Raw genomic sequence first — 23036 nt, forward strand, 5'->3', positions numbered from 1 at the left:
TCCTAAATTAAATGTTATTCAAAAAAGTAAGCACCAATTATAGCTACGCCTGATGAAAATAAATTCCATAGGACATGAAGAGTAATTGGAACTAATAATCTGTTAGTTTGATAATAACTGTAAGTATAAACGATTGATAACCAGAATAATAAAGGAAAACTTGGTAAATCCATATGCCACCCAGCGAAGATTACTGAGGTAAAAAGAATACTTAATAGAATAGTGAATTTCTTTGAAAATGAGGTAAATAAAATTCTTCTGAATATTAATTCCTCTAATATTGGTCCTATAAAAACAAATGGAATAACTATTAAAGGGATAGCTTGTGTCATTTTAGAAGAATTAGATACTTCAGACGTGTAAAATAAAGGTGTTATTGTAACAATAACTATAAAACCAACTATGGCAATAAAAAACCATTTGATAATAGCATATAATGATTGTTTAACCGTTGATTTTCTTTTTTCAAATACCATTAGTTTTATATCGTCTCTCAATAAATATAAAGTTATTAACAATAACAATGGGGAAAGCGTAAAATTAAGTATAATAACTAAACTTCTCGAATTATTAAATATCAAAGTGATGACATCACCTAAAAGTAATACTCCAAAGTAAATTATCAATGCATATACATGATTTTTTTTCATTTATACCTCCACTCAACCATAATAGATATGCTTATAAAAAAAACTCCTGCTTCGTTTAATTCAAGAAAAAAGTGCCACCCTCAGACTTGAAGTAAAGCACCCCTTTTGTTCTATAATTTACATATATTAACTTATTCAACGTAAAGGCAAAAATACCTTCTTATTGAACTAACCTGCCGCGTTAGTTCAAAAAGAAAAAGCTCCCCTTACAGGCAGCCACTTGTTTAACTAAAGCACCCGTTAGCCATCCATGTAGCGCAAAATCAGCGCTACACCACAGAGAATGAAAATGTGAAAACCTGGGTATAGGATACTACGGCTGGGAGAGGAAGGTCGATGAACTATGGTGCCATAGAGCCCATCCGTTAGTCTGACTCCAACGACCACGGTGCATCACAGACTGTCGCTCCCTTACGGGAAGCACTCATGGGAGATTAATCCTACTCTGGTTATTGCACCAGCCTCCAATACTATTTGCCGTAGAAAGGATGATTACCATGGAAGTAATCATTGAACGTGCTTGTGGGATGGATGTCCATAAGGATTCCATTACTGCTTGTATTATTACGCCAAAAGGAAAGGAGATTCAAACGTTTTCCACTAAAACTGTATTTCTATTACAGTTAATTGACTGGATTAAGGAGCATGGTTGTACTCACGTAGCAATGGAGAGTACAGGTGTATTTTGGAAGCCTATTGTTAACTTGCTAGAAGCCGAGAGCATTGAATTTTTAGTAGTGAACGCTCAACATATGAAAGCAGTGCCAGGTCGCAAGACCGATGTAAAGGATGCCGAATGGATTGCCAAACTTCTTCGTCATGGTCTACTTAAAGCAAGTTTTATTCCAGACCGAAATCAGCGGGAATTACGAGAGTTGGTTCGATACCGTCGAAGTATTATTGAAGAGCGTGCGAGACAACATAATCGGATTCAAAAGGTTTTAGAAGGAGCCAATATCAAACTCGGTTCCGTTGTCTCCGACATCATGGGTGTTTCGTCGCTTGATATGCTTCGGGCTATCGCCGATGGCGAAAATGATCCTGAGAAATTAGCAAGCTTTGCCCGCAGATCAATGAAGAAGAAAAAGAGTGAACTAGAACTAGCTCTTCGAGGGTATATCAATCCACATCAACGTCTCATGTTAAAAACCATTCTGGTCCATATAGAATTTCTAACTGAGCAGATTGAGCTATTAAACGAAGAGGTGGCTACTAGGTTATCCTCCCATCAAGAAGATATAGAACGATTGGATTCCATTCCTGGCATCGCCACTCGAATGGCTGAACAAATTTTAGCCGAAGTCGGTACAGATGTGGAGAAGCAATTCCCCAGTTCGGCGCACTTATGTTCCTGGGCAGGATTAGTACCTGGACATAATGAAAGTGCGGGCAAGAGGAAATCAACCAACATGAAAAAAGGAAACAAGTACTTGAAATCGGCGTTAATTGAAGCAGCTCATTCTGTTCGAGGATCCAAGACCTACTTGGGAGCCTTGTATAGGCGCACTGCATCAAGAAAGGGTAAAAAGCGTGCAGGGATATCAGTGGCTCATGCCATTTTAAGAATCAGCTATTATCTCCTAACTCGCAAAGAAATGTACGTAGACTTAGGGGAAGATTACTTTGACAAACAAAAAGAACAATCGATTGTACGATATTCTGTTCGAAGACTTGAAAACTTAGGTTACAACGTGACAATCACTGAACCAAATGCCTCCTAGTCCAACCCACAAATTAATTCACATTTAGGCGCTGCACTTTTTTAAAAAATTATTGAGCTGCGGCAGATTTCGTATTGCCTTTTTCTCTAAATCGAAGATTTTAATTTTCATGGGAGTTCAATAAGAAAAAATGCTTTACCCCTTCTTGAAGTAAAGCACCCGTTAGTTGAACAAGAGAATTACCTTATTCACCTAAATGTTGCGTACAATTGTAAAGCGTACAATCCCACTTACTCTCGTTATTTATAAGAATAGTTAATGATGTATTTTCAATATGTGTATTCGAGAATTTATCTGGTAGTAATCTTTGTAAAGTTAAACCTATTAATGCCCCATGACTTACTACCAATACTCGTTTATCAATATATTTAGTAGGTAATTCTGTTAAAAATTCATAACCTCTTTTAGAGACGTCTTCAAATTTTTCCATCCCAAGTTTCAATTCTCTCCAATTACTACCCCACTTATTTATCCTATCCTCTTCAGTTGTCCCTTCTATTTCTCCACAGTTAATTTCACGTATTCTTTCGTCAAACAAACTGACAGGCAAATTTAATTTAGAAGCAATTATTTGTCCTGTTTCTTTGGCACGTAATAAATCACTTGTCACAATAATATCCCACTTTTCCTCTAAAGAGAGTCTATTGGCTAAAGCAACCGCCTGTTGTTTCCCGAATTCATTTAAAGGGATATCTGATATTCCCTGTGACCTACCAAGTTCATTCCACTCAGTAATTCCATGCCTTATAAGTCCTATTGTAGCCAATTATATTTACCTCCTCGTGTTAAACAAAAGTACCATATTCTACAATGAAAATCTTAAGTGATTAGTTTCTTATTGAACTAAACTGCTGCTTTAGTTCAATAAGAAAAAAGGCTTTACTCCTTCTTGAAGTAAAGCACCCGTTAGCTTAATAAGCTGTTTTGTGTTTTAACAGACCTTTTTATAAAAAATAAGGGTTGTGTTATCGTTTAATTTCTTGCTAATTCCTGTTTTGCTATAACCCATTTTTTCGTATAAATAACAATTTCGTTCTTCCTCTAATATTGTAGCTAATTCCCACGTGGTTGCTTGAGGGAACATACACTCAATTAAATTTATAACCTTCTGAGCTATCCCTTTTCCTTGGTGAGTAGGCAAAATAAACATCGGACTAATCCAAAATTGTACTTCTTCTCTCCAAAAAATACAGATAGCTCCCACAAGGGTATTGTCAGCTAATATCTTATAAAAACTACCATTGTGTTGATTTATTCTCGATATTACTCTTTCGATAGTTTCATTTGCTGGGTTTGTTTCGTAATCCTCATACATATTCAACAAAGGCATAAAGGCTTTAACCTGAATATCAAAAATAGCTTGTGCATCGTTTTCAATTGCTTTTTCCAATCTAAGTTCCATTAATTTCACCCTCTTTATATTTATATTCTGTACTATTCAACAAGAATTAATTTTTTCCTTCTTAAACTAAACTGCTTCGTTAGTTCAATAAGAAAAAGCTACCATTACTGGCAGTGCTTGTTTATTTCAAAAATATATATAATATTGAAAAATAAATTACTTTTTGGGTGATTTGGATGATTGCAAACTATTTGCTAACCAAAAAATAATTGTGAAAACTAGAATTGTAAATATTTTTTATACATCTATCTCTATACCAATCCACAAGGTGTAAAGCAAAACAATTCCATAAAAAATAATTACGCTACTAATGTTATATTCTTCGAAAAACCTAGTATTTTTTTTCATTTCCAACCTCCTCATTTGATATGCTTTAGAACTCTTCTAAAGCACCTCGTTAGTTGAATAAGACAGTTACGTTTTCATAACTTTTTTTAATAAAGTTATATATATCGCCATCATCAAATCCTGTTGACAATACTAGATCTTGTGGAAATTTTGAAGGATTTGCTATTAAATATGTATTTGAAAAATAATTGTTGATGAAATAGTCAAAAATAATCCTAATTCAAGGTTATCTTCCCAAACATTGTACAAGTCATTATAAAGAGTAATATCAGGGTATCTACCTTCAGGGTAATAATCATTGTTACTTGCCCAATCTTCATCATCAAAATCCCACTCTGTGGAACCCGAAATATATAGCTGAATGCCACCTTCACTTTCGTAAAGTCCAAAGTTGAAGGCGATAATGTTGTCTTGTACTTTCTCTTTTTCAAACAACACGTTAAGCCAATTTTCGAATTGCTTATAGCTATTAGCTAAGTTATTCTCTAAACCACTGAGACCAAAGTTGTTATCAAAATTAGTTACATTTTTATTTATTAATTTTTTACTAGTTTCTAAGGTTGGACATTCCTTAATGAATACTTGTAACAATTCATCTACTTTTTCAATATTACTCATAACATTCAAACCTCTATTCTGTATCGTTTCATACTGATTATTCTACATCGTTATTCAACTAACCTGCTGCGTTAGTTGAAGTGTAACATTTCACATTCTACATAAAAATAGACCATCAATTTTTTGATGGTCTTGTTTAACTAAGCACCCGTTAGTTGAAGATGAAAAATGTAATTAAAGCACTCAAAGATTTGCCACTAATGTCCAAGTTAATTCTTTACGTTTTTATACATCAATACATCATCTATATATTCATTATCATTCAGCTTAACCTCACCAATTTTTCTTCCTTCTTCGATAAAGCCCATTTTTTTATAAAGAGATATAGCATTAATATTTGTAGAGAAAACACCTAAGCTTACTTTCTCAATGTACCGATTTTGTTCTGCCCAATTTAGTAATTCTTGCATTAAAGCTTTCCCAATTCCTTTTCCCCGAAAGGTACTATCAATCATCATGCCAAAGGAACCTGTATGACTCAACCTTTTACGGCTTGATGATTGAAAGACAAGCCATCCAACAACAACATTTTCTATCTCTGCTACTAAAATTGTTTCACGTTCATTGTCTATCTTCGATTGAATCCACGCTTTTTGACCCTCTACGGACTGGTTAAATTCTTCTAAGGTCGATAATAAATATTGTTCTTCTGATAAAACTGCACGTTGAATTTCAAGCATATTCACAGCATCTTTCTGTTCCGCTAATCTAATTTGTACTTTTTCCATACTTTTTCTCTTCTCCTTTGATACAGTTACTTGAAAAATTATAATTTTATATTATCTACTTCGATATGCATCCAAATTCTACCTGCTTATTCAACTAAACTGCCGCTTTAGTTAAATAAGAAAAAGGCTTTACTCCTTCTTGAAGTAAAGCACCCGTTAGTTGAATAAGAAAACTCGAACTGTATAAGTCCCCCATGCTGTTTTTTTGTGGGGGTGCCTTTTTTGAACGAAATTTCAGTTTATTTTTTCTTGGTCAATATTATAGACATTAATCTCTACTGTTTGGTTTTCAGTTGTTGATGTTGGAATAATTTCTACTAAAGACTCCCTGGTTACTTTTTCAATTTCTTTTCCTAAATCGATATCAGTTAAATTGTCTTTTTGTATAGATGTATTTATTTCTATAATTAGTTTTTTGGATTGTTTTTTTGTGAGTATATTTACAACCGTTGTATATCCTTTAATTTCGATATTTTTTTGGACTGTTGTGTTTATTTTATTTAATAATTGGTTAATTTCTAATGTTGATTTATTGGAATCGGTTGGAACAATGATTTCCTTATAAACTCCAATTGAATAATCTTTAAAAATTGTTTTTTGTGCTAGTTCATAAACAATTTTTTCAATATCTTTTTCAATGCTTTTTAGATACTGTTGGGTGCCATTTACTCGAATATTGATTTCTTCGTTTTGAAGATGTATTCCAATAAACGTTATAGTAAAGTTTTGTTTTTCTAGTTCATTTTTTATTTTTTTAGTTAGATTATTAGTATTTTCGATTAGTACTTCATTTGAGTATTCTTTTTGGGATTCTATTGCGAATACAATCTCATTATTTGGATAATGAGAGTAGGTCCAAATTCCACTGAGTATTAAAAGAACGAGTGCACTCATTATATTTTTTTTAAGATTAATGATTCTATCTCCTTTCCTAAAAAAAAATATTATTAAGAATTAGTTGTTAGTATTTAAAATTTTTTCAATTCCATACATACATAGTATGTTATTTTGAAGTGTTTAATATGCGAGGTCCTCTAAAAATAGCCTACTACGTGTTAGGAAATATTGTTTTAGTAGAACTTGAAAGGAATACTAGGGAAGTGTTAACGGTAAATCGTAAGACCGTAACGAGAAAAGGAATTGATACGTAAGGGGATTTTCCACCCTTTTGCATATTTCTTCGTACATTCTAATGGTAACCCCTTATTGAACTAAACTGGCAGTTTAGTTCAATAAGAAAAAGAGCTGTTTGAACAGCTCAACGATTTTCACTAAAGCACCCGTTAGTGAAATAAGAACTTCATTACCAATCTGGTCCATCATTACTATCACCGACTTTAAGATTAAATGCATTAGAATCTAGATTATTCTCTTTAACTATCTCAAAGAAAATTGATTTTACCTCTTCTTGTACGGATTCAGTAGCTTCTTTATCGTTTAAGACATATTTCACATGAACATCATCCACAGAATATGCCATAACCATCGTCTGAATTATATAACCTCGTTTTACTAATTCATCACCTACTAGTTTAAGTATTCCACTATCTCCGTAGAGGAAATTTTCAATCTCAGCCGTTTTTTCTGCTTGTTCCTCGGGACTTAACATAGGTGGCACTTCAGATGTATCTCCTTTTGACAAGGTATTATTGATAAATAAAAAGGTAACAAATAAAATTACAATAGTCCCAATTAAAGTGATTTTACTCTTTTTCAGTTAGACACTTCCTTTTTAATTTAAGTATATGCCTGTATAAGTGGTCGAAAACCACTTAATACGAGTTATTGAGTAAAGCACCCGTTAGCTTAATAAAAATAACCCTGTAATTTGGGAACCAACTTTTTATAATCGACAATAAAATCTCTTATTGCAAGCACAGCAAAATAAGATGAGACTTCTGTTTTTGCTAACTGACATTCTTCATAAACCAAGCTAATATTCAATGTTTTTTGAGGTTCTATCTCACTTTTCATTAGGGATATCGCCAATTGATTATATATTTCTTGTACATTATTATCGATAGACCTTTCTACCGATAACTGCCCTGCAATGCTTTCCCACCACACTTGAAAAGACTTGTAGATTTCAGCATATTTCTTTAAGTTTTCTAAATCAATCACGAATAATCTTTGATAAAATAAATCTTTTTCTTCATAAAATATTCTCATGTCGTTACTTTGGGGTTTTGATATGCTTATGCTTTCTGCAATTTCATCCCATAAATCCTTATAATTTAATTCAAAATCTTCATTAAAAGCTATTTTTGATGGGAAAAACGGGTATTTGCATTCTTTTTTACTCTGATTTTGATTAAGATAAATATTTTGTATGTATATCAAAAAATTCAAATTATAAGATGCACTTATTGTTATTAATAGTGAATTTCCCAATTCTTTTCCTCCATTCTTAAAATAATAATAATCGGTCTTCTTAAACTAACCTGCGGCGTTAGTCCACCTTCCGAAAAATCAACCCTTACCTTTAACATAGCATAAATAAAAGAGAGCCAAATTACCTTACCATAATCACCGATTACTTTTTTGATAACTCCCTATACTTTCTTATTATTCTCAACATCTAAGATTTGAAATACGTTTGCTTCCACAACTAAATTAAACTTTGCACCACACTTTTTACAAACTGCTTTAACGTAACCTGTCGCTTCCATTTCTCTTTGCTCTTCTATTCTAGTTCTATTATGGTGTTCAGAGTTACATATCGGACATTTGTATTGTATTTCAGGAAATAAAAGAAAGGATTTATAATTGTAAAAGTACAAAGCAACAAATCCAAAAAATGCTCCAATCATAACCAACAACCCCAAAAGAAAATTAAAGAGAGCAATAAAAGCAACGACAATACCAAATATTATTGAGAAAACTTTCAACGAAACATTTGGATACAGCACATCTTTATCGCTTACGTATACAACCTCTTTTTCCTTATATTCATTATAAATTTGTTGTTTCTGCTCATCAGTTATTTCCTGCAACCTTTGTTTTTCTTTCTGTTCATTTTTTTCCTTTTCTCCTAAGTAAATTTTGTATTTTTCTTCTTTCGTCAATTCCAAGTTAGCACCCCTTTTGTTCAATAATTTACATATCTTAAGCTATTCAACACAATAGCAAAAAAACCTTCTTCTTCAACTAAACTGCCACGTTAGTTTAAGTGTAACATTTCACAATGTATCGCCGAAATCTTCTTGATGTTTTGGACATAAAAATAAACTATAAAAGGTGGTCTTGTTTAACTAAAGCTCCTGTTTGTTGAATAACTATTCGTACCCACCTTTGGACTCTGGGAGTGATTTATATTCACCCTTGCTTTTAATTATATTAAAGACATAATTTCTCAACGCAATTAGTTGTTTTGCATCGTTCGTTGGTTCACAGTATTCCCCTGAAATTAATTTTGTTATCGTTTCACCGTTGATAATAATTACCCACTCATCTTCTCCGTACGATTGTTGCATACAAACCGTTCCGTTTATAGGTTCAGCTGTAAATTCCTTCGTTTCAGTTATATTAATTTCTTTCATTTTCTCATAAATATCTTTCATATCATCTTCTGTTAAGATTAACTCAGTGGTTGCAGTACCATCTGCTATTAAATCCTTAGTCACCGTTCCTTCGAAAGTATTAATCTCATTCTTTTTTTGAACACCAAACTGAATAGAAAAATCAAAATCACTAGGCATATCTATTGGCATATTTTGTGTAGTGGAGTTGGTTACATTTTTAGAAATCTCTTTGTTGAGCCCCTCCTCTTCACCACTTTGTTGACAGCCCAATAACCCTATTGATAAAAATATTAAAGACAAAATTAAGCTAAGTTTTTTCAATATAATCACTCCTTTTATAATTAGACAGAATTTTGTGGTATTCGTTTCAATTAATCTTGTGGTAATTTGTTCAACTAACTTGCTGAGTTAGTTGAAGTGTAACATTTCACATTGTATATCGCCGAAATCTTCTTGATGTTTTGACATAAAAATAGACCATCGAAATGATGGTCCTGTTTAACTTAATCATCCGTTATTAAAAAATTGCTTTAACTAGGAGTACGTTTACAGGAAACTATTCCTCCCCTCGCTCCAATCTTTAATTTCCTATTGATTATGTGGGTAAGTACTAGCCGACTCTTTAAAGTTTTCTTTATAGAGTACTATTTTATTGAATAACACATCACAGTTTTTTATTTATTATTTTTTTGGACATAATACACTTAACATATATAAAAAGGATGTTGTTAATGAGCAAGAAACATAGAGCAAAAGCAACTAAAAGCACTAATAAATCCAATGCATCGTCAATGACCTTACAGACTATGGTCTTATTTTTCATCGGTATGACCGTAGCTGATGAAATCTATGAGATTCAAGAGGATGTGCAATCCTCATTTTTATTATTAGGTATACTCTTCTTCATCAACGTTGGGTTGTTTCGAACTATGGGTCTACATCTAGCATTTAATCGTTCACATCGTGTCCAATATTGGAAATTAAATCAGAAAACCATTTTTGGATTATATCTATTTTTAACTGTATCAATGATCGGAGCAACCTTTCCTTATGGAGAACTTTTGATTTTGTTATTCTTTCTCGTATTAATCTATCTCGGTATAAATTTTGTATGGCAAAGTTTCAAGAAATTAAGTTTTGTACTTCCTCATCAGCGGAATACAAAACTTAACACGACTCGTAATTTTGCTATTGAGGAAATTGATCAAATGGAAGGCAAAGAGTTTGAGGTGTTTCTATCCAAATTATATGACGGCATGGGCTATTATGTGGAGCTTACTCCTCATAAAGACTATGGAATCGATGTAATTACAATCAAAGATAAGATAAAAACAGGAATTCAAGCCAAGTGCTATGGAGAAGGACGAACCATTGGAGTTGAAGCTGTAAATGAAGTCTGTGGTGGAGCGGGAGTTTGGAAAGTTCAAAAGAAGATGGTTATCACGAATCGTTATTTCAGTAAAGAGGCATTGATTTCGGCTAAATCGAATAACATTGAAATGATTGATCGTGATGGCTTACAGCTTTTGATCAATGAGTACAAAGTAATCAAGGAAAAGAGAACTCTTTTCAGTTTCTTTACCATGTTGAATAGAAGTAAAGTATAACGCATCTATTTATAAAATTAACCTACCCATTATTTCACAAGTATAAAAAAGGCAAGGGTGTGTCCCTTGCCCAAAGTAATAAATAATAAATCACCTTGATATCTTTCTTCTGTTAAAGCTTATCAGCTGCTATTCAGAAAGTGTAAAATCAATTTGGTTTTTTAAATCCTTCAAATGCATTTCTTTTGGATTTCACAACAAATACAACTTGTAGAAAGATTGGTATTTTCACTGATACTAATATAGCTTTTCAACGTTATTCCCCCTGTTGTCATTAGTCACATCAAAATCCGCGGACAAAACAAATAATCTCTTTACTTTTTTCATTTCTTTGCCCCCGACTAATTCCCATTATCGACAACCATTCTATACTTTAGTTGAACAAGAACATAAGTACCGCCTAAGTAAATCAACGTTCGCTTTCTCTTACTGTGAATATTACATTTATCTAGGTGAAATAATTGTAGTTGATATAAACTTAGCATCCTATTATCTAGCCACTAGCTTACTCACAGTAAGAGAATGTTTAATTATTTTTTCGTATGGACATATAGTTGAAGTATTTGCGTTATTTCTCTTAGTTCGATTGGTGATATCGCTACTTTCTCCCAACTTATCTGTGTTAGTAGTAATATACACTCTTCTCTATCTAAGTTTTGATCTATTAATAAATTCGCCAACCTTATCGCGGTTGTTCTAGTGAACCCTAAACTGATTAATGATATCGGAGTTTTTTCTGATGCTCCCAATTCTAACCATAAATTTATATCGGTTAAGCTATCCTCCGCAATTAATTGTTGAGATTCCAAAAAATAATTTAATATATCTCGATAGCATGCGAAGTATTTTATGAATTTAAAACGTGCAAATTCTTCAATATCTTTCATTGTTTCTCTAATAATACTTTGTGTAGACTTGTTATTATCACGTTTCTTCCAAAATGTAATATTACGATCAATTATCCTAGATAAGGGATATCCTCTCATCCATTCAAGAATTAAAAGTGAAAAGTGATAATTTTTACCTGGATGTTCACCTGATAATATTTCTTGGATCGTATCTATAATAGTCTTGTAGTATTGTAGAGCATCTCTTTTAGATGGGTGAACAGGAGTATACCAATCTATCACTAATTGTTGGCTTTTAAAGAATTCCAACAATTTTTGTTGAGCAATTGGACTGACACCTGTATGCTTTATCATAATGCTGTGAGGCACTTCTATATCCTTGATGGCAACTTCTATGGACTTCTCTAACTTATTAATTGAATCCGTATTGTACTTTGCTAATGATCTAGAGCCTGTTAATCCATTGTTTCGAATATACTCTCCTGTTAAGTAAGTAAAGCCATATTCTAGTTCTGGTTGTTTTATACTTTGGCTCCTTGGTGCCCCTTCATCAATGTATTTACCTAGGTTATGAGCATCTTCTTCCTTTAACAGAAGATTATCCACAGCTTTTTCAATTACATACTTTTTTCGTATCTCTGGTGGGGAGTTGTTCCAAATTTCTTCTTTACTTGTATCAATACAAATAACGTTACCTTGAAATTCTTTACCTTGTCGACCTGCTCTTCCTGCTAAATTCCAAAAATCCATTTCCCCCATCGGTACTCCACGACCTTTTTGAGGACCTCTAATGAATATATTTTTTGCTGGTAGATTAATTCCTTCAATAAGAGTGGAAGTACAAACAAGAAATTGGATTATTCCCTCTGAAAATAATCTTTCTATCTCGTTTTTTATTATCAAAGGCATATTCCCATAGTGATAACCAATGCCCCTTGACAGAACATTTGCTAGTGTATAATTTGGATTCACTGACTCTTTAATAAGGTCAATGAGCTCCAAGATTTCAGGATGGCTCGAATCATTCTCTGCTTCTTGCAGTTCCCATAATTTTTGAGCACAGTTTTCTGCACTAGAAGGGATATTCGTATATATTAAATTCCCACCGAAAGGGTCAGCTAATATATGGGAAACAAACGCTAATCTTTCTGTATTATTATTAGGTTTTTGATTTAGCGTAATCCCCCCCAGATTAACTTTATTTTCTTCTGTACATAAATACATTTCCCACTCTTTCGGCTTTCTGAATATTTGATTGACCCACAATAAGTTCTGATTAACAGTTACTTGTTCTCTTTCAATAGTTTCTTTACGAGTTTCATGTGTAGATTGCTCTAATAGTATTTCAGGGTTAGAAGTCATTGGACTAGAGAAAATCATCTCTACTTGTGTTGATCTCCGTGACACTTCTTCTATTGTTTGTTGAAGAATGATCCCTCTTGCACCATCACCAATTTTTTGAGCTTCATCAATGATTAATATATCAGGTGAAAATGTCTGATTATCATTTAGAAGCCACTGTAATCTTTCCTGAGTTAAGACAAAAACAATCTTCTGAAAGTTATTAGTTAGGTTATCAATAAATGGGACATTAGTTACTAAAGTGTCTGCAATCCTGTTATCTATACATAGCTTTTTTATATCGCGCTCCACTTGGTGTATAAGTGCCCTTGTCGGAACAACATAGACGATAGTCCCCTTATCGACATTTTCAAAATACATCTTAATTCGCTGCAACAGAATGAATGACTTACCAGCCGATGTTGGAGCAGATATACTAACCCAATCATTTTTTCTAATACCTTCCAATACTTCATATTGAAACATATTGATTGGTATTAGATTCTCATTTTTATCAAAAATAGAATATTTCATTAGTCTATTCATAGAATCTAACTGAAATTCAAATGGGACATCCTCCTTATAATTCCTAGGAATGCGTTCCCTTTCAATTGCAAGTTCGATTGCCCCTTGATTGGTCATTTTATCAAGAATATAAGTTGCAGATACTTTTTGGTTTTCATCTGTCTCGTTATTTTGAATAATGTACTGAGAAATACGAAATGCAGTATCCAGATGTTTAGCATCTGTTGAGTTAGCAAAAATACTGGCACACATAAGTAAATACTTAATATCTATATTAATGCTGGACTCCTGATTTTTCAGTTTGAATTGTTCTTTTACTGATTTATATAACAATGGTTTGTATTTATCCTTGAAACCCGTGAGATTGTAAATGTTTGCAGGTAAATTTGAGTTTATCATTAGGAGATAGCCTCTAAGAACTTATCCCTAAAGTCTTGAACGGATGGGAATGGTATGAGGAAAACCTCTAACGTAAATTTATTTAAATGTTGATGTTTATTAATACCCGTGTTGATTTTCCCCAACCAGCTAGTTAACAATTGCGTAACCTCTTCCATCACAATTTCCTGAGTTTTTTCGAAAGGAACAGAACAGTAATTACCGCTATCAAAACCAATTAAACATGCGCCTCTATATTCTAATGAATTAAAAGAAGGGTGGTTAGGATCTAGATAATTAAGCAATGCCTTTTCAAGATCTGGATTAGCTAAATCCAAATTAGTCATTAATAATTGCATGTCTCGTTCCCTAGGATCATCTATTCCACCTTGACCAATCATATATGGAGCAAGACTTGTAAAGCAGCTTGTAATTGCCTGATCTAATGATTGATATAATTTTGATTCACCCCAATATAATTGTAATTTTTGTGTCTCAGAATCGTAACCCATATGGATAGCATCTGCTCCTTGATAATGAAGTTGACCACTAGTTTTTAAAGACATTTTCGATATTACTTGCGGTAATCTTAAAACGCTTTGTATTAATAAGTAAAGTAACATCTCGCCACCTTCACCAGTTTTCTTTAATTGGGTAAATAGTTTACGAGATTTTCTAACTAAAGCTGATATATGTATAGTTGAATTATCCTCACGATCTAATTCTTTAGCTTTTTCTATTTCAGTTCTTGGAATTGCATAATCTACCATAAAATTTGCTATTCTCAAAGCTAAGTCTTCTACACGTGGCATAGCTTGTCCATTAGATGCCAACATATAGCATCTTGTTGTTGCATTAGTACCAACCACTATTTGAGTTGATTCAACTTGAGTTAAAAATGAATCTAATTCACGACCATTCCCTCTTAAAAGAGAATCTATATAGCGTTCAATAATGTCCTCGTATATCGAAGCTTCCTTAGACAATGACAAATGACCCACCCCTAATTTCAGTGTAAATTTACTAAATTTTATAAATTCTATTATAACAAAATACTTATATTTCCATAAGAGAACTTGAGTTCGATATTATGGCATATCCAACTTTCTTCATTTCTATTATTAAAGTTAGTTCTATAAAAAGCCCTCTAAAATAGTTTCTTGTCCTTAAATTACCAGATCTCAACTGACTATCACCTTTCTTCTAGAGGAATAGATATAGATCCCTCAAAATTTTAAAATTCTTATTGAACTAAACTGCTTTGTTTCTTCAATTAAAAAAAGGCTTTACTCCTTCTTGAAGTAAAGCCCCGTTAGTTAACAAGGAAGGATAACGAATAATCTATCATAGAGTTCGGAATCGGTCAGGTTCCTTCGTATGTTATATTTGATTTCCATAAGTTACCTGGAAAATATTCAGCATATGTTTTATAGGTTTTATCAATTTTTTCAGTAGACCATAGTTCTCCATAATGACTGAACTCTAAAATAATCCCTATATTTTTTATAATTGTGACCCTACCTATTACAATACCTGCCGAAAGAGGGGATTTACCAGTACTCTTATTCTGTTGGTTTTTTTCGATCAATCTTCTTCCCAAGTATTAATATAGCAAGTTAATTCAAGGTTAAATTTTGTTCCCATATTTCTTTTGTGTGAAAGTTAAACTTAAAGTACAACATCCAAGCTAAGGTAATACCCTCTCAATCACCTTTTTGTGTTTACTAAGCATCTCGCAATCTTTTATTCTTTCACTTTATTTATCTATAAAATTATAAATCAATACCATTTCCAGTTAAATCCGAAATTTGTTCAGTTGTTAAAGTAATATTATTATTTTTTATTTGCCAAATTAAACTTTGATACAAGTATTCTAAAGCTTCCATACAGTTACTCCACTGTGAGGTGAAGTCTGCTAAATTAACTTCTAAAGTGTATGGAACTCCACTTAAATCAGATGGATAGCGTAATGCTTGGAATCATCATCCCAGCCAGTCTGACTCTTAATAAACTCTCCAATATTATATAATCCATCTTGTGTTTTAGTATCGAATAAATTATTATTTTTAAGCACTTGCTCGATTAATAATACAAAACCATTCCACAGACTTTCAAGATTATGTCCTTCCACATTTTTTGCTTTTCCACCATTTAGAACCTTTGATATTTTTCGTATCATTTTAAGACGTAATTCAACATAATGTCTTGCAACGTAGATAATGGGAAGAATCTCACTATTATCCAACTTCTTCTCTTTCAACAATTTACTTTCTGCTAACTTTAAGTATTGCATTGCATAATCATTCCACTTATTTGGTAGTAACATCATGAACCTCCAATTTTTGGGTTGTCTGGTAGGAATTTAAAAGATATCAATCAATTTAAATATATCATCAAATAAAAATTGTGTGGAGGTAACTATGTCAAATAGTAAAAAAACAATCAGTAATCTGAAAGTAGGATGTAAAATATATTCCATTAAGAAAGATGAAGTAATTGAAAAAGAAGTAGTTCTGGGTGAAAATAACGACCCAGGATTAGCGTTAAAGGGGTTTATATCAAAAGATGAATTAGACTCAAGTTGGGATTGGGGTAGTAATAATTTTTTAACTAGACGCGAAGCGGAACTTGCACGAGAGAAGCAATTAGAAGAGTGGTCAAGTCAATTTGTATCAAAAAGTTCGATTATTCAATTCTTATTCGATAATACAGCATACTCCCCAATCACCCAAAAGAAAAGGGGAAAATTAGTTGAAGCCATAAAAAAAGAACTAAAAGTAACGATTGACCTTGATAAATTTCACTAGAGCAGGTCTTTTCGGTCAACGATGCTGGTGCTAAAGAGAACACCAATTAATTAAGTGTCAGTAGCGAAAAGTAACGACATGGTTTACTGAATACATAAAGAAAACTTTAAAAGGACCTACCGTTTTCGGCATACATCAATATCCTTGAATATTAGATCAATACATACCTTGGTCAAAAATAAATCAAGTTGAAGTAAATAAATGAAATAAACGTACACTGCCGCGAAAATCAAATGATACGGTTATTCGTCATCCGTATCGGATGTCTTTTTTATTTTGGGCTTACGGTATTCAATTAACGAAATGTTACAAAACCCCATCCATATTTGTAACTTGGATGGGGAAACAGTTATAACCATTTGGATTTTAATCCATATACATTAACTACTACTTGCTTAGGGGTCGAAGTTGGATTTTCAACCATATATAAATCAGAATTAAAAGTCTTTTTGTATTTTTCATTAAAACGTTTGCGACGTTCTTCTTGAATCGAAGGATTTACTGGCACATTGATTGTTTTTTCAACATTAAAAATTGAATGGCGCATTTAAAACACCTCCTAATGATATGATATCATATTTTATGAAATAAAATGAATTTCCGCATCAACTATATCGAGGAATTTTTCCGTGTCTTCTTCAATCTTTTGAATTACTTTTTCTTGAGTCCAGTTTTCATCCGTTTGATGGGCTATCACATATATGAAGTTTTCTCCAAGTTTATTTGTTAATTGTAAGTTAGAATACATTCTTGCTTTTTTTGAATCCGAAGTACCTTTGTAATTGAAAAGATCAAGATTTGCTTTTATTGACATATAATCTTTAAGCAAAAACATTGCTATGTCGATACCCGATTTACGCCCATTTAGTTTTTTTATTTTATCTGAAGGTAATTCGATATTAAAGTTTACATTCATGCTTTTTTCTAATAATGGGTGTAGCAGCTTAACTAATTCAAATTTATATGTATAGTAATTATCAATTTGTTCGGTTGATAGTTTATCCAATTCTTCAAGAAGCTTTAAATAGATATCTTGCAATTCTTCAATGTCATCGTCCCGTTCATTATAAGTTTTAAAACTAACAGTCGCTTTCAAATACGCACTTATAATCGTATTAATTTCATCTAAATCAAATTCAAAATATGCTTGTGAAACGAGGTTTAAATCGTCACCTTCTCTAACAGTAGTATGATCACCATTAATTATTATTTTTAATTTTTTATGATTTTTTAGTACTCGATATCTATATCTTTGTACAGATACCACTGTTGGTGTTGAATTTGTAAAAATTTCAATAGCACTAATTAATGATTTTTGTCTGTAAAATTCATTTAACTCAGCATAGTTTTCCCATAATTTTTTTGTGTCAGAATCTAATTGTTTTTCAAGATACTGAATTCTATCTACCTTTACGTTCATAGCATAGAATGTGATGGCTAAAATAATCAGAAATATGATTAAATATGTTTGTCCATTGTTAGTAATATGAGTATTAATTATACTGACTAGTGATGCATTAATTGTAAATGCTACTGATAAAACTGCCAATAAAACACTTATTATATTTAATAAGGAGTTAGGGCTTATTCCAATAGGTATTTTTTTTAGTTTAATAGAAAGGACCCAACTATGTAATAAGTTTCTAAAGAATAAAAAAACGGAAATTCCAATCAAAATTATTGCTGCTATTTTCCACATATATCCTCCTGGACAAAACTCTTTTTATTTACATTTTAGCAACAAATCCCATTAATAGATATATATATTTTAACTCCCAAAGTAGTTTTCCGATGGTCTAAAACACATTAATGTTGATATAAAAATTGTAATACTTCACAGTGTTTGAATTAGTTCCTTCCTGAACCCGTTGAAGACCAATAATCTTCCAATTATATAAAATGAGACAGAAAACTATTAATTTATCGTAGGGTCTTCTCTGGATGTTCTTGAAATTTGTAAAACATAGCTAACAGCAAAATGAAAAAAATAATTCCAATCAAAAAATTATTTCTCACTTAATCCCCCTTATCTTTATTAATTCTTTGTACTAACAAGCTAACCCGACGCATCAGATGCTCTTGCTTAACTAAAGCACCAGTTAGTTGAAGAAGAATTACTTAAGCTTTTCCCTTTTATTTTCAGGTTGTTTTAACCAATAACGAACTCCTTTACCAGCTAAAGGTTCATCATTATACCTTGGAATAACGTGTAAATGGCTATGAAGAATAGATTGATTTGAAACTTCCCCTACGTTCCAACCAAGTGTGTAACCATCTGGTGAATACTTATCATCGAGATATTTCTTAGCATTTTGTAAAAGTTCATATGTATCATTCCATTCATCTTTTGTTAATTCAAAAGCATTAGCGTGATGTTTTTTTGGAACGATTAAACCACAACCTTCTAATACTTCTTGTTGATTGTTGTGTTGTAAAAAAAAGCATGTTTCATTTTCAAATATTATGTTCTGTTCAACATCTTTTTGTGGATTACAAAATGGACAATTAGCATCGTAAGACATAAATACCTTACCTCCTTATACTTCAACACTTTTTCTTATGATAACAAATCTATAAATTCCCTTATTGAACTAAACTGCTGCGTTAGTTTAAGTAGGAATATTAACAAAATATAGTTTTATTATAATGGACAGAAATCATTAACTATCTTAATAAGACGTTCATTTTTTTCTGATGATACATTTTCAGATAATCTTGCTCCTGCAATGATTGGAGCCCATTGAAAAATGTCATCTTTAGATAAACCACTTTTTTGACAATAAAGACGCAAATACATATCTGCTAATTCAATTGAGAACTGTTCATACAATAGGTACGTTCGATAGACGTCTGCACGTAAATCCCCTGCACTGGAATCCACCCAATCAATAATTGTCACTTGGTTATTATCTGACAGAATTAAATTAAACATATGAAAATCTCCATGACATAACCTTTTCTTATATGTAATCGTATCCATTTTTTGTAGTAAAGCGGACTTATGTCTTTTATCTAACTGTTGTGCTGATTCAATTTGACGGCTTAACTTTAAAGACATTGGTTCAAGAGAATCAGCTACTATCATATGAATTTTTTGTTGTATATCTATGGAGATATTCATGTAATATTCTGCTTGTTCCATGTTTTCGGATAAAGTATCACCTATTGTTTTCCCTTTAACAAACTCCATTATTATGGCTTGTTTCCCATCTATTGTCGTGACATCGAATATTTTTGGTACAGAAAGTCCACATGAATGTGCAAACTTTTGTTTATTTGCTTCATATGAAGATTCCGTATCGGGCAAGAAATCATTGAAAACTTTGACAATCTTGTTTTCGTAGAGATAGATTTGTGCTGTATTTCCAATTGCTATTGGAACTCCTAAATCCATGGGTTTCACTCTCCCCTTTTTTTATTTAATAAGTATTATTAAACATTATTTCAAATGATTTTTCACTGGCTTATTGAACTAACCTGCTGCGTTAGTTCAATAAGAAAAAGCTACCCTTAAAGACTGCTACTTGTACTTGTTTATTAAAGCACCCATTAGTTGGAGAAGTGCGTTTTATCTCTTTCACTTAAACTAATTTAATGATTTTTTCAATAACTGTTTGAACATCAGTTTCATTACTAATAGTGAATAGGCGGTCCACTTCATCTTTATTAGGAGAAATAAATCCCTCATTTTCTGTTTGCTTCAGCTGTATTTCTAATACTTCGTTATAGTTTGAAACATTTCTAAGGGTTGTTATATCACGATGACTATTTATAATACGGTCTTTTAATATATCTATCGGTAAATCGAAATTTACAAGAAGGGTTTGAAAACCTTCTTTTTTAAATTTTTCTATCAAATTTAATCGAGGTTGTTTTTGTCGGTTAGAATTACATAAAATAATATGGTTATCGGTTTTGTGAATAGCAAATTCTACAATTGTTTGCGAAAGAGCAAATTTTAAAATTTTCGGTCCTTTTTCTGGTAATAAGGACGGATAATGTTTCTCTAAAAATTCTCCTTGTACATCTTGGTCAATAACAATTGAATTAATTAATCTTTTTTCTAAAAGCTTAGCGAAAGTAGTTTTTCCACTATGTGTTGTCCCTACTGTCATTATTAGAAATCTCACCCCATGAACCCCTTTGAAGTTTATTTTTTTGTTTAGGTAAACAAACACTTACACCTTCAATGTATTTGAACAATTATGTAATTCTTCATTCTTCTGTAAAAACCCTTCTTCAACTAAACTGCCACTTTAGTTTAATAAGAAAAAAAGCTTTACTCCTTCTTGAAGTAAAGCACCTGTTAGTTTACCAAGTGACTATTATTATTTGTATTTATTTTTCAAGCGACTCGTTATACTTTCTATGTTCTTCCCTCATAAATTCAATAGCTTTTTCAACAGTTAGTATATCGTTCTTCAACCAATTCTTCCCGATTTTCAAAACTAATGACTGAACAAAACCTATACCATTAAAAATCAAAACATATTCCAACAGGACATTTATTACATCATTTTTAAGCCCCAAGGCATGCAAATCCTCCACAAGTGTTTCATCAGCTTTAGATGCAACGTCATATTCATTAATCAAGTCAATTGGTTTTATAGTTTTATATCTATTAAGAACCCATTCATCTGGTGTCATTCCTGTTTTGTCTTTAAATTTCACCTCATGTTTTGCATTCCATTCCTCTATTGTCATTCCATGTATTTCTTCAAATCGTTCTTTAGTTGTAGTCCCATGTATTACTTTACCTTGGATTTTTTTATCTCTTTTTTTATTTGTAGTCATTCCATTCCTCCTTCATCCAGTAGTTTTAAGTTGTATTTTTGCACATCATATTTCATTTCCACATCTAATCTTCTTTTTAAACTAAACTGCCGCGTTAGTTCAATAAGAAAAAAACTTTACTCCTTCTTGAAGTAAAGCACCCGTTAGCCATCCATGTAGCGCAAAATCAGCGCTACACCACAGAGAATGAAAATGTGAAAACCTGGGTATAGGATACTACGGCTGGGAGAGGAAGGTCGATGAACTATGGTGCCATAGAGCCCATCCGTTAGTCTGACTCCAACGACCACGGTGCATCACAGACTGTCGCTCCCTTACGGGAAGCACTCATGGGAGATTAATCCTACTCTGGTTATTGCACCAGCCTCCAATACTATTTGCCGCAGAAAGGATGATTACAATGGAAGTAATCATTGAACGTGCTTGTGGGATGGATGTCCATAAGGATTCCATTACTGCTTGTATTATTACCCCAAAAGGAAAGGAGATTCAAACGTTTTCCACTAAAACTGTATTTCTATTACAGTTAATTGACTGGATTAAGGGGCATGGTTGTACTCACGTAGCAATGGAGAGTACAGGTGTATTTTGGAAGCCTATTGTTAACTTGCTAGAAGCCGAGAGCATTGAATTTTTAGTAGTGAACGCTCAACATATGAAAGCAGTACCAGGTCGCAAGACCGATGTAAAGGATGCCGAATGGATTGCCAAACTTCTTCGTCATGGTCTACTTAAAGCAAGTTTTATTCCAGACCGAAATCAGCGGGAATTGCGAGAGTTAGTTCGATACCGTCGAAGTATTATTGAAGAGCGTGCGAGACAACATAATCGGATTCAAAAGGTTTTAGAAGGAGCGAATATCAAACTCGGTTCCGTTGTCTCCGACATCATGGGTGTTTCATCGCTTGATATGCTTCGTGCTATCGCCGATGGCGAAAATGATCCTGAGAAATTAGCTAGCTTTGCCCGCCGATCAATGAAGAAGAAAAAGAGTGAACTAGAACTAGCTCTTCGAGGGTATATCAATCCACATCAACGTCTCATGTTGAAAACCATTCTGGTCCATATAGAATTTCTAACTGAGCAGATTGAGCTATTAAACGAAGAGGTGGCTACTAGGTTATCCTCCCATCAAGAAGATATAGAACGATTGGATTCCATTCCTGGCATCGCCACTCGAATGGCTGAACAAATTTTAGCCGAAGTCGGTACAGATGTGGAGAAGCAATTCCCCAGTTCGGCGCACTTATGTTCCTGGGCAGGATTAGTACCTGGACATAATGAAAGTGCGGGCAAGAGGAAATCAACCAACATGAAAAAAGGAAACAAGTACTTGAAATCGGCATTAATTGAAGCAGCTCATTCTGTTAGAGGATCCAAAACCTACTTGGGATCCTTGTATAGGCGTACTGCATCAAGAAAGGGTAAAAAGCGGGCAGGGATATCGGTGGCTCATGCCATTTTAAGAATCAGCTATTATCTCTTAACACGCAAAGAAATGTACGTAGACTTAGGGGAAGATTACTTTGACAAACAAAAAGAACAATCAATTGTACGATATTCTGTTCGAAGACTTGAAAACTTAGGTTACAACGTGACAATCACTGAACCAAACGCCTCCTAGTCCAACCCACAATTTAATTCTCTTTTAGGCGCTGCACTTTTTTTAAAAATTATTGGGCTGCGTCAGATTTCGTATTGCCTTTTTCTCTAAATCGAAGATTTTAATTTTCATGGGAGTTGAATAT

General features: G+C 32.8%; 24 protein-coding genes. 4 read left to right on the forward strand and 20 right to left on the reverse strand.

Features of this window, described 5'->3' with window-relative positions; all coding sequences use genetic code 11:
• Nucleotides 1-14 precede the first annotated feature (14 nt).
• Nucleotides 15-650, reverse strand: a complete 636-nt coding sequence (locus tag MHI40_RS10490; RefSeq protein ID WP_340762578.1) for a CPBP family intramembrane glutamic endopeptidase — start codon at nucleotides 648-650, stop codon at nucleotides 15-17.
• Nucleotides 651-1147: 497 nt separating this feature from the next.
• Between MHI40_RS10490 and MHI40_RS10495 the strand changes: the two genes are divergently transcribed.
• Nucleotides 1148-2371: an IS110 family transposase gene (locus tag MHI40_RS10495; protein WP_277587610.1), complete on the forward strand. Its 1224-nt coding sequence runs from the start codon at nucleotides 1148-1150 to the stop codon at nucleotides 2369-2371.
• Nucleotides 2372-2555: 184 nt separating this feature from the next.
• Here the strand turns inward: MHI40_RS10495 and MHI40_RS10500 are convergent, their stop codons facing one another.
• From MHI40_RS10500 to MHI40_RS10540, 9 genes are all read right to left on the reverse strand, one after another.
• Entirely contained in the window at nucleotides 2556-3137 is a 582-nt protein-coding gene (locus tag MHI40_RS10500; protein WP_340762579.1) for a histidine phosphatase family protein, read from the reverse strand.
• 165 nt (nucleotides 3138-3302) lie between these two features.
• Complete coding sequence (locus tag MHI40_RS10505; RefSeq protein WP_340762580.1) at nucleotides 3303-3773, reverse strand: GNAT family N-acetyltransferase; 471 nt, start codon at nucleotides 3771-3773, stop codon at nucleotides 3303-3305.
• 513 nt (nucleotides 3774-4286) lie between these two features.
• Nucleotides 4287-4739 (reverse strand): hypothetical protein, encoded by a 453-nt coding sequence (locus MHI40_RS10510; RefSeq protein WP_340762581.1) that lies wholly within the window; start codon nucleotides 4737-4739, stop codon nucleotides 4287-4289.
• Between the two features lie 209 nt (nucleotides 4740-4948).
• A complete protein-coding gene (locus tag MHI40_RS10515; protein ID WP_340762582.1) occupies nucleotides 4949-5467 on the reverse strand; it encodes a GNAT family N-acetyltransferase in 519 nt (172 codons plus the stop codon).
• Between the two features lie 234 nt (nucleotides 5468-5701).
• Nucleotides 5702-6361: a hypothetical protein gene (locus MHI40_RS10520; RefSeq protein WP_340762583.1), complete on the reverse strand. Its 660-nt coding sequence runs from the start codon at nucleotides 6359-6361 to the stop codon at nucleotides 5702-5704.
• A gap of 409 nt (nucleotides 6362-6770) precedes the next feature.
• Nucleotides 6771-7085: a hypothetical protein gene (locus tag MHI40_RS10525; protein WP_340762584.1), complete on the reverse strand. Its 315-nt coding sequence runs from the start codon at nucleotides 7083-7085 to the stop codon at nucleotides 6771-6773.
• A gap of 188 nt (nucleotides 7086-7273) precedes the next feature.
• Nucleotides 7274-7858, reverse strand: coding sequence for a hypothetical protein (locus tag MHI40_RS10530; protein WP_340762585.1), 585 nt, complete (start codon nucleotides 7856-7858; stop codon nucleotides 7274-7276).
• 161 nt (nucleotides 7859-8019) lie between these two features.
• Nucleotides 8020-8538 (reverse strand): hypothetical protein, encoded by a 519-nt coding sequence (locus MHI40_RS10535; protein WP_340762586.1) that lies wholly within the window; start codon nucleotides 8536-8538, stop codon nucleotides 8020-8022.
• Nucleotides 8539-8742: 204 nt separating this feature from the next.
• Nucleotides 8743-9309 carry a hypothetical protein gene (locus MHI40_RS10540; RefSeq protein WP_340762587.1) on the reverse strand — a complete coding sequence of 189 codons (567 nt, stop codon included), beginning with the start codon at nucleotides 9307-9309 and terminating at the stop codon, nucleotides 8743-8745.
• Between the two features lie 410 nt (nucleotides 9310-9719).
• Here MHI40_RS10540 and MHI40_RS10545 point away from each other — a divergent pair, with 410 nt between their 5' ends.
• Entirely contained in the window at nucleotides 9720-10595 is an 876-nt protein-coding gene (locus MHI40_RS10545) for a restriction endonuclease (RefSeq protein WP_340762588.1), read from the forward strand.
• 530 nt (nucleotides 10596-11125) lie between these two features.
• Here the strand turns inward: MHI40_RS10545 and MHI40_RS10550 are convergent.
• The 4 genes from MHI40_RS10550 to MHI40_RS10565 all read right to left on the reverse strand — a co-directional run bounded on the left by MHI40_RS10550 (nucleotide 11126) and on the right by MHI40_RS10565 (nucleotide 16016).
• Nucleotides 11126-13708 (reverse strand): DEAD/DEAH box helicase, encoded by a 2583-nt coding sequence (locus MHI40_RS10550; RefSeq protein WP_340762589.1) that lies wholly within the window; start codon nucleotides 13706-13708, stop codon nucleotides 11126-11128.
• Nucleotides 13708-14679, reverse strand: a complete 972-nt coding sequence (locus MHI40_RS10555) for a HamA C-terminal domain-containing protein (RefSeq protein WP_340762590.1) — start codon at nucleotides 14677-14679, stop codon at nucleotides 13708-13710. Before MHI40_RS10555 ends, MHI40_RS10550 begins: the two co-directional genes overlap by 1 nt.
• 371 nt (nucleotides 14680-15050) lie before the next feature.
• Nucleotides 15051-15287: a hypothetical protein gene (locus MHI40_RS10560; protein WP_340762591.1), complete on the reverse strand. Its 237-nt coding sequence runs from the start codon at nucleotides 15285-15287 to the stop codon at nucleotides 15051-15053.
• Nucleotides 15288-15635: 348 nt separating this feature from the next.
• The gene (locus MHI40_RS10565) at nucleotides 15636-16016 is read right to left on the reverse strand and encodes a hypothetical protein (RefSeq protein WP_340762592.1); all 381 of its coding nucleotides are present in this window, start codon (nucleotides 16014-16016) and stop codon (nucleotides 15636-15638) included.
• 91 nt (nucleotides 16017-16107) lie between these two features.
• Here MHI40_RS10565 and MHI40_RS10570 point away from each other — a divergent pair, with 91 nt between their 5' ends.
• Nucleotides 16108-16494 (forward strand): hypothetical protein, encoded by a 387-nt coding sequence (locus MHI40_RS10570; RefSeq protein WP_340762593.1) that lies wholly within the window; start codon nucleotides 16108-16110, stop codon nucleotides 16492-16494.
• A 349-nt stretch (nucleotides 16495-16843) separates the two neighbouring features.
• Here the strand turns inward: MHI40_RS10570 and MHI40_RS10575 are convergent, their stop codons facing one another.
• The 6 genes from MHI40_RS10575 to MHI40_RS10600 form a co-directional block, all read right to left on the reverse strand.
• On the reverse strand, nucleotides 16844-17041 hold the full coding sequence (locus MHI40_RS10575; RefSeq protein ID WP_340762594.1) for a hypothetical protein: 198 nt from the start codon (nucleotides 17039-17041) through the stop codon (nucleotides 16844-16846).
• Nucleotides 17042-17074: 33 nt separating this feature from the next.
• Nucleotides 17075-18193 carry a hypothetical protein gene (locus tag MHI40_RS10580; protein ID WP_340762595.1) on the reverse strand — a complete coding sequence of 373 codons (1119 nt, stop codon included), beginning with the start codon at nucleotides 18191-18193 and terminating at the stop codon, nucleotides 17075-17077.
• Nucleotides 18194-18608: 415 nt separating this feature from the next.
• Nucleotides 18609-19016, reverse strand: coding sequence for an HIT family protein (locus tag MHI40_RS10585; protein WP_340762596.1), 408 nt, complete (start codon nucleotides 19014-19016; stop codon nucleotides 18609-18611).
• Nucleotides 19017-19135: 119 nt separating this feature from the next.
• Complete coding sequence (locus MHI40_RS10590) at nucleotides 19136-19888, reverse strand: aminoglycoside phosphotransferase family protein (RefSeq protein WP_340762597.1); 753 nt, start codon at nucleotides 19886-19888, stop codon at nucleotides 19136-19138.
• Between the two features lie 187 nt (nucleotides 19889-20075).
• A complete protein-coding gene (locus tag MHI40_RS10595; protein ID WP_340762598.1) occupies nucleotides 20076-20609 on the reverse strand; it encodes an AAA family ATPase in 534 nt (177 codons plus the stop codon).
• A gap of 223 nt (nucleotides 20610-20832) precedes the next feature.
• Nucleotides 20833-21288 carry a DnaD domain protein gene (locus MHI40_RS10600; protein WP_340762599.1) on the reverse strand — a complete coding sequence of 152 codons (456 nt, stop codon included), beginning with the start codon at nucleotides 21286-21288 and terminating at the stop codon, nucleotides 20833-20835.
• A gap of 400 nt (nucleotides 21289-21688) precedes the next feature.
• On the opposite strand from MHI40_RS10600, the gene MHI40_RS10605 reads away from it, so the two are divergent.
• Nucleotides 21689-22912: an IS110 family transposase gene (locus MHI40_RS10605; RefSeq protein WP_340762468.1), complete on the forward strand. Its 1224-nt coding sequence runs from the start codon at nucleotides 21689-21691 to the stop codon at nucleotides 22910-22912.
• The last annotated feature ends 124 nt before the right edge of the window (nucleotides 22913-23036 follow it).

Source organism: Psychrobacillus sp. FSL H8-0510, from assembly GCF_038008345.1.
Classification (GTDB): domain Bacteria; phylum Bacillota; class Bacilli; order Bacillales_A; family Planococcaceae; genus Psychrobacillus; species Psychrobacillus psychrotolerans.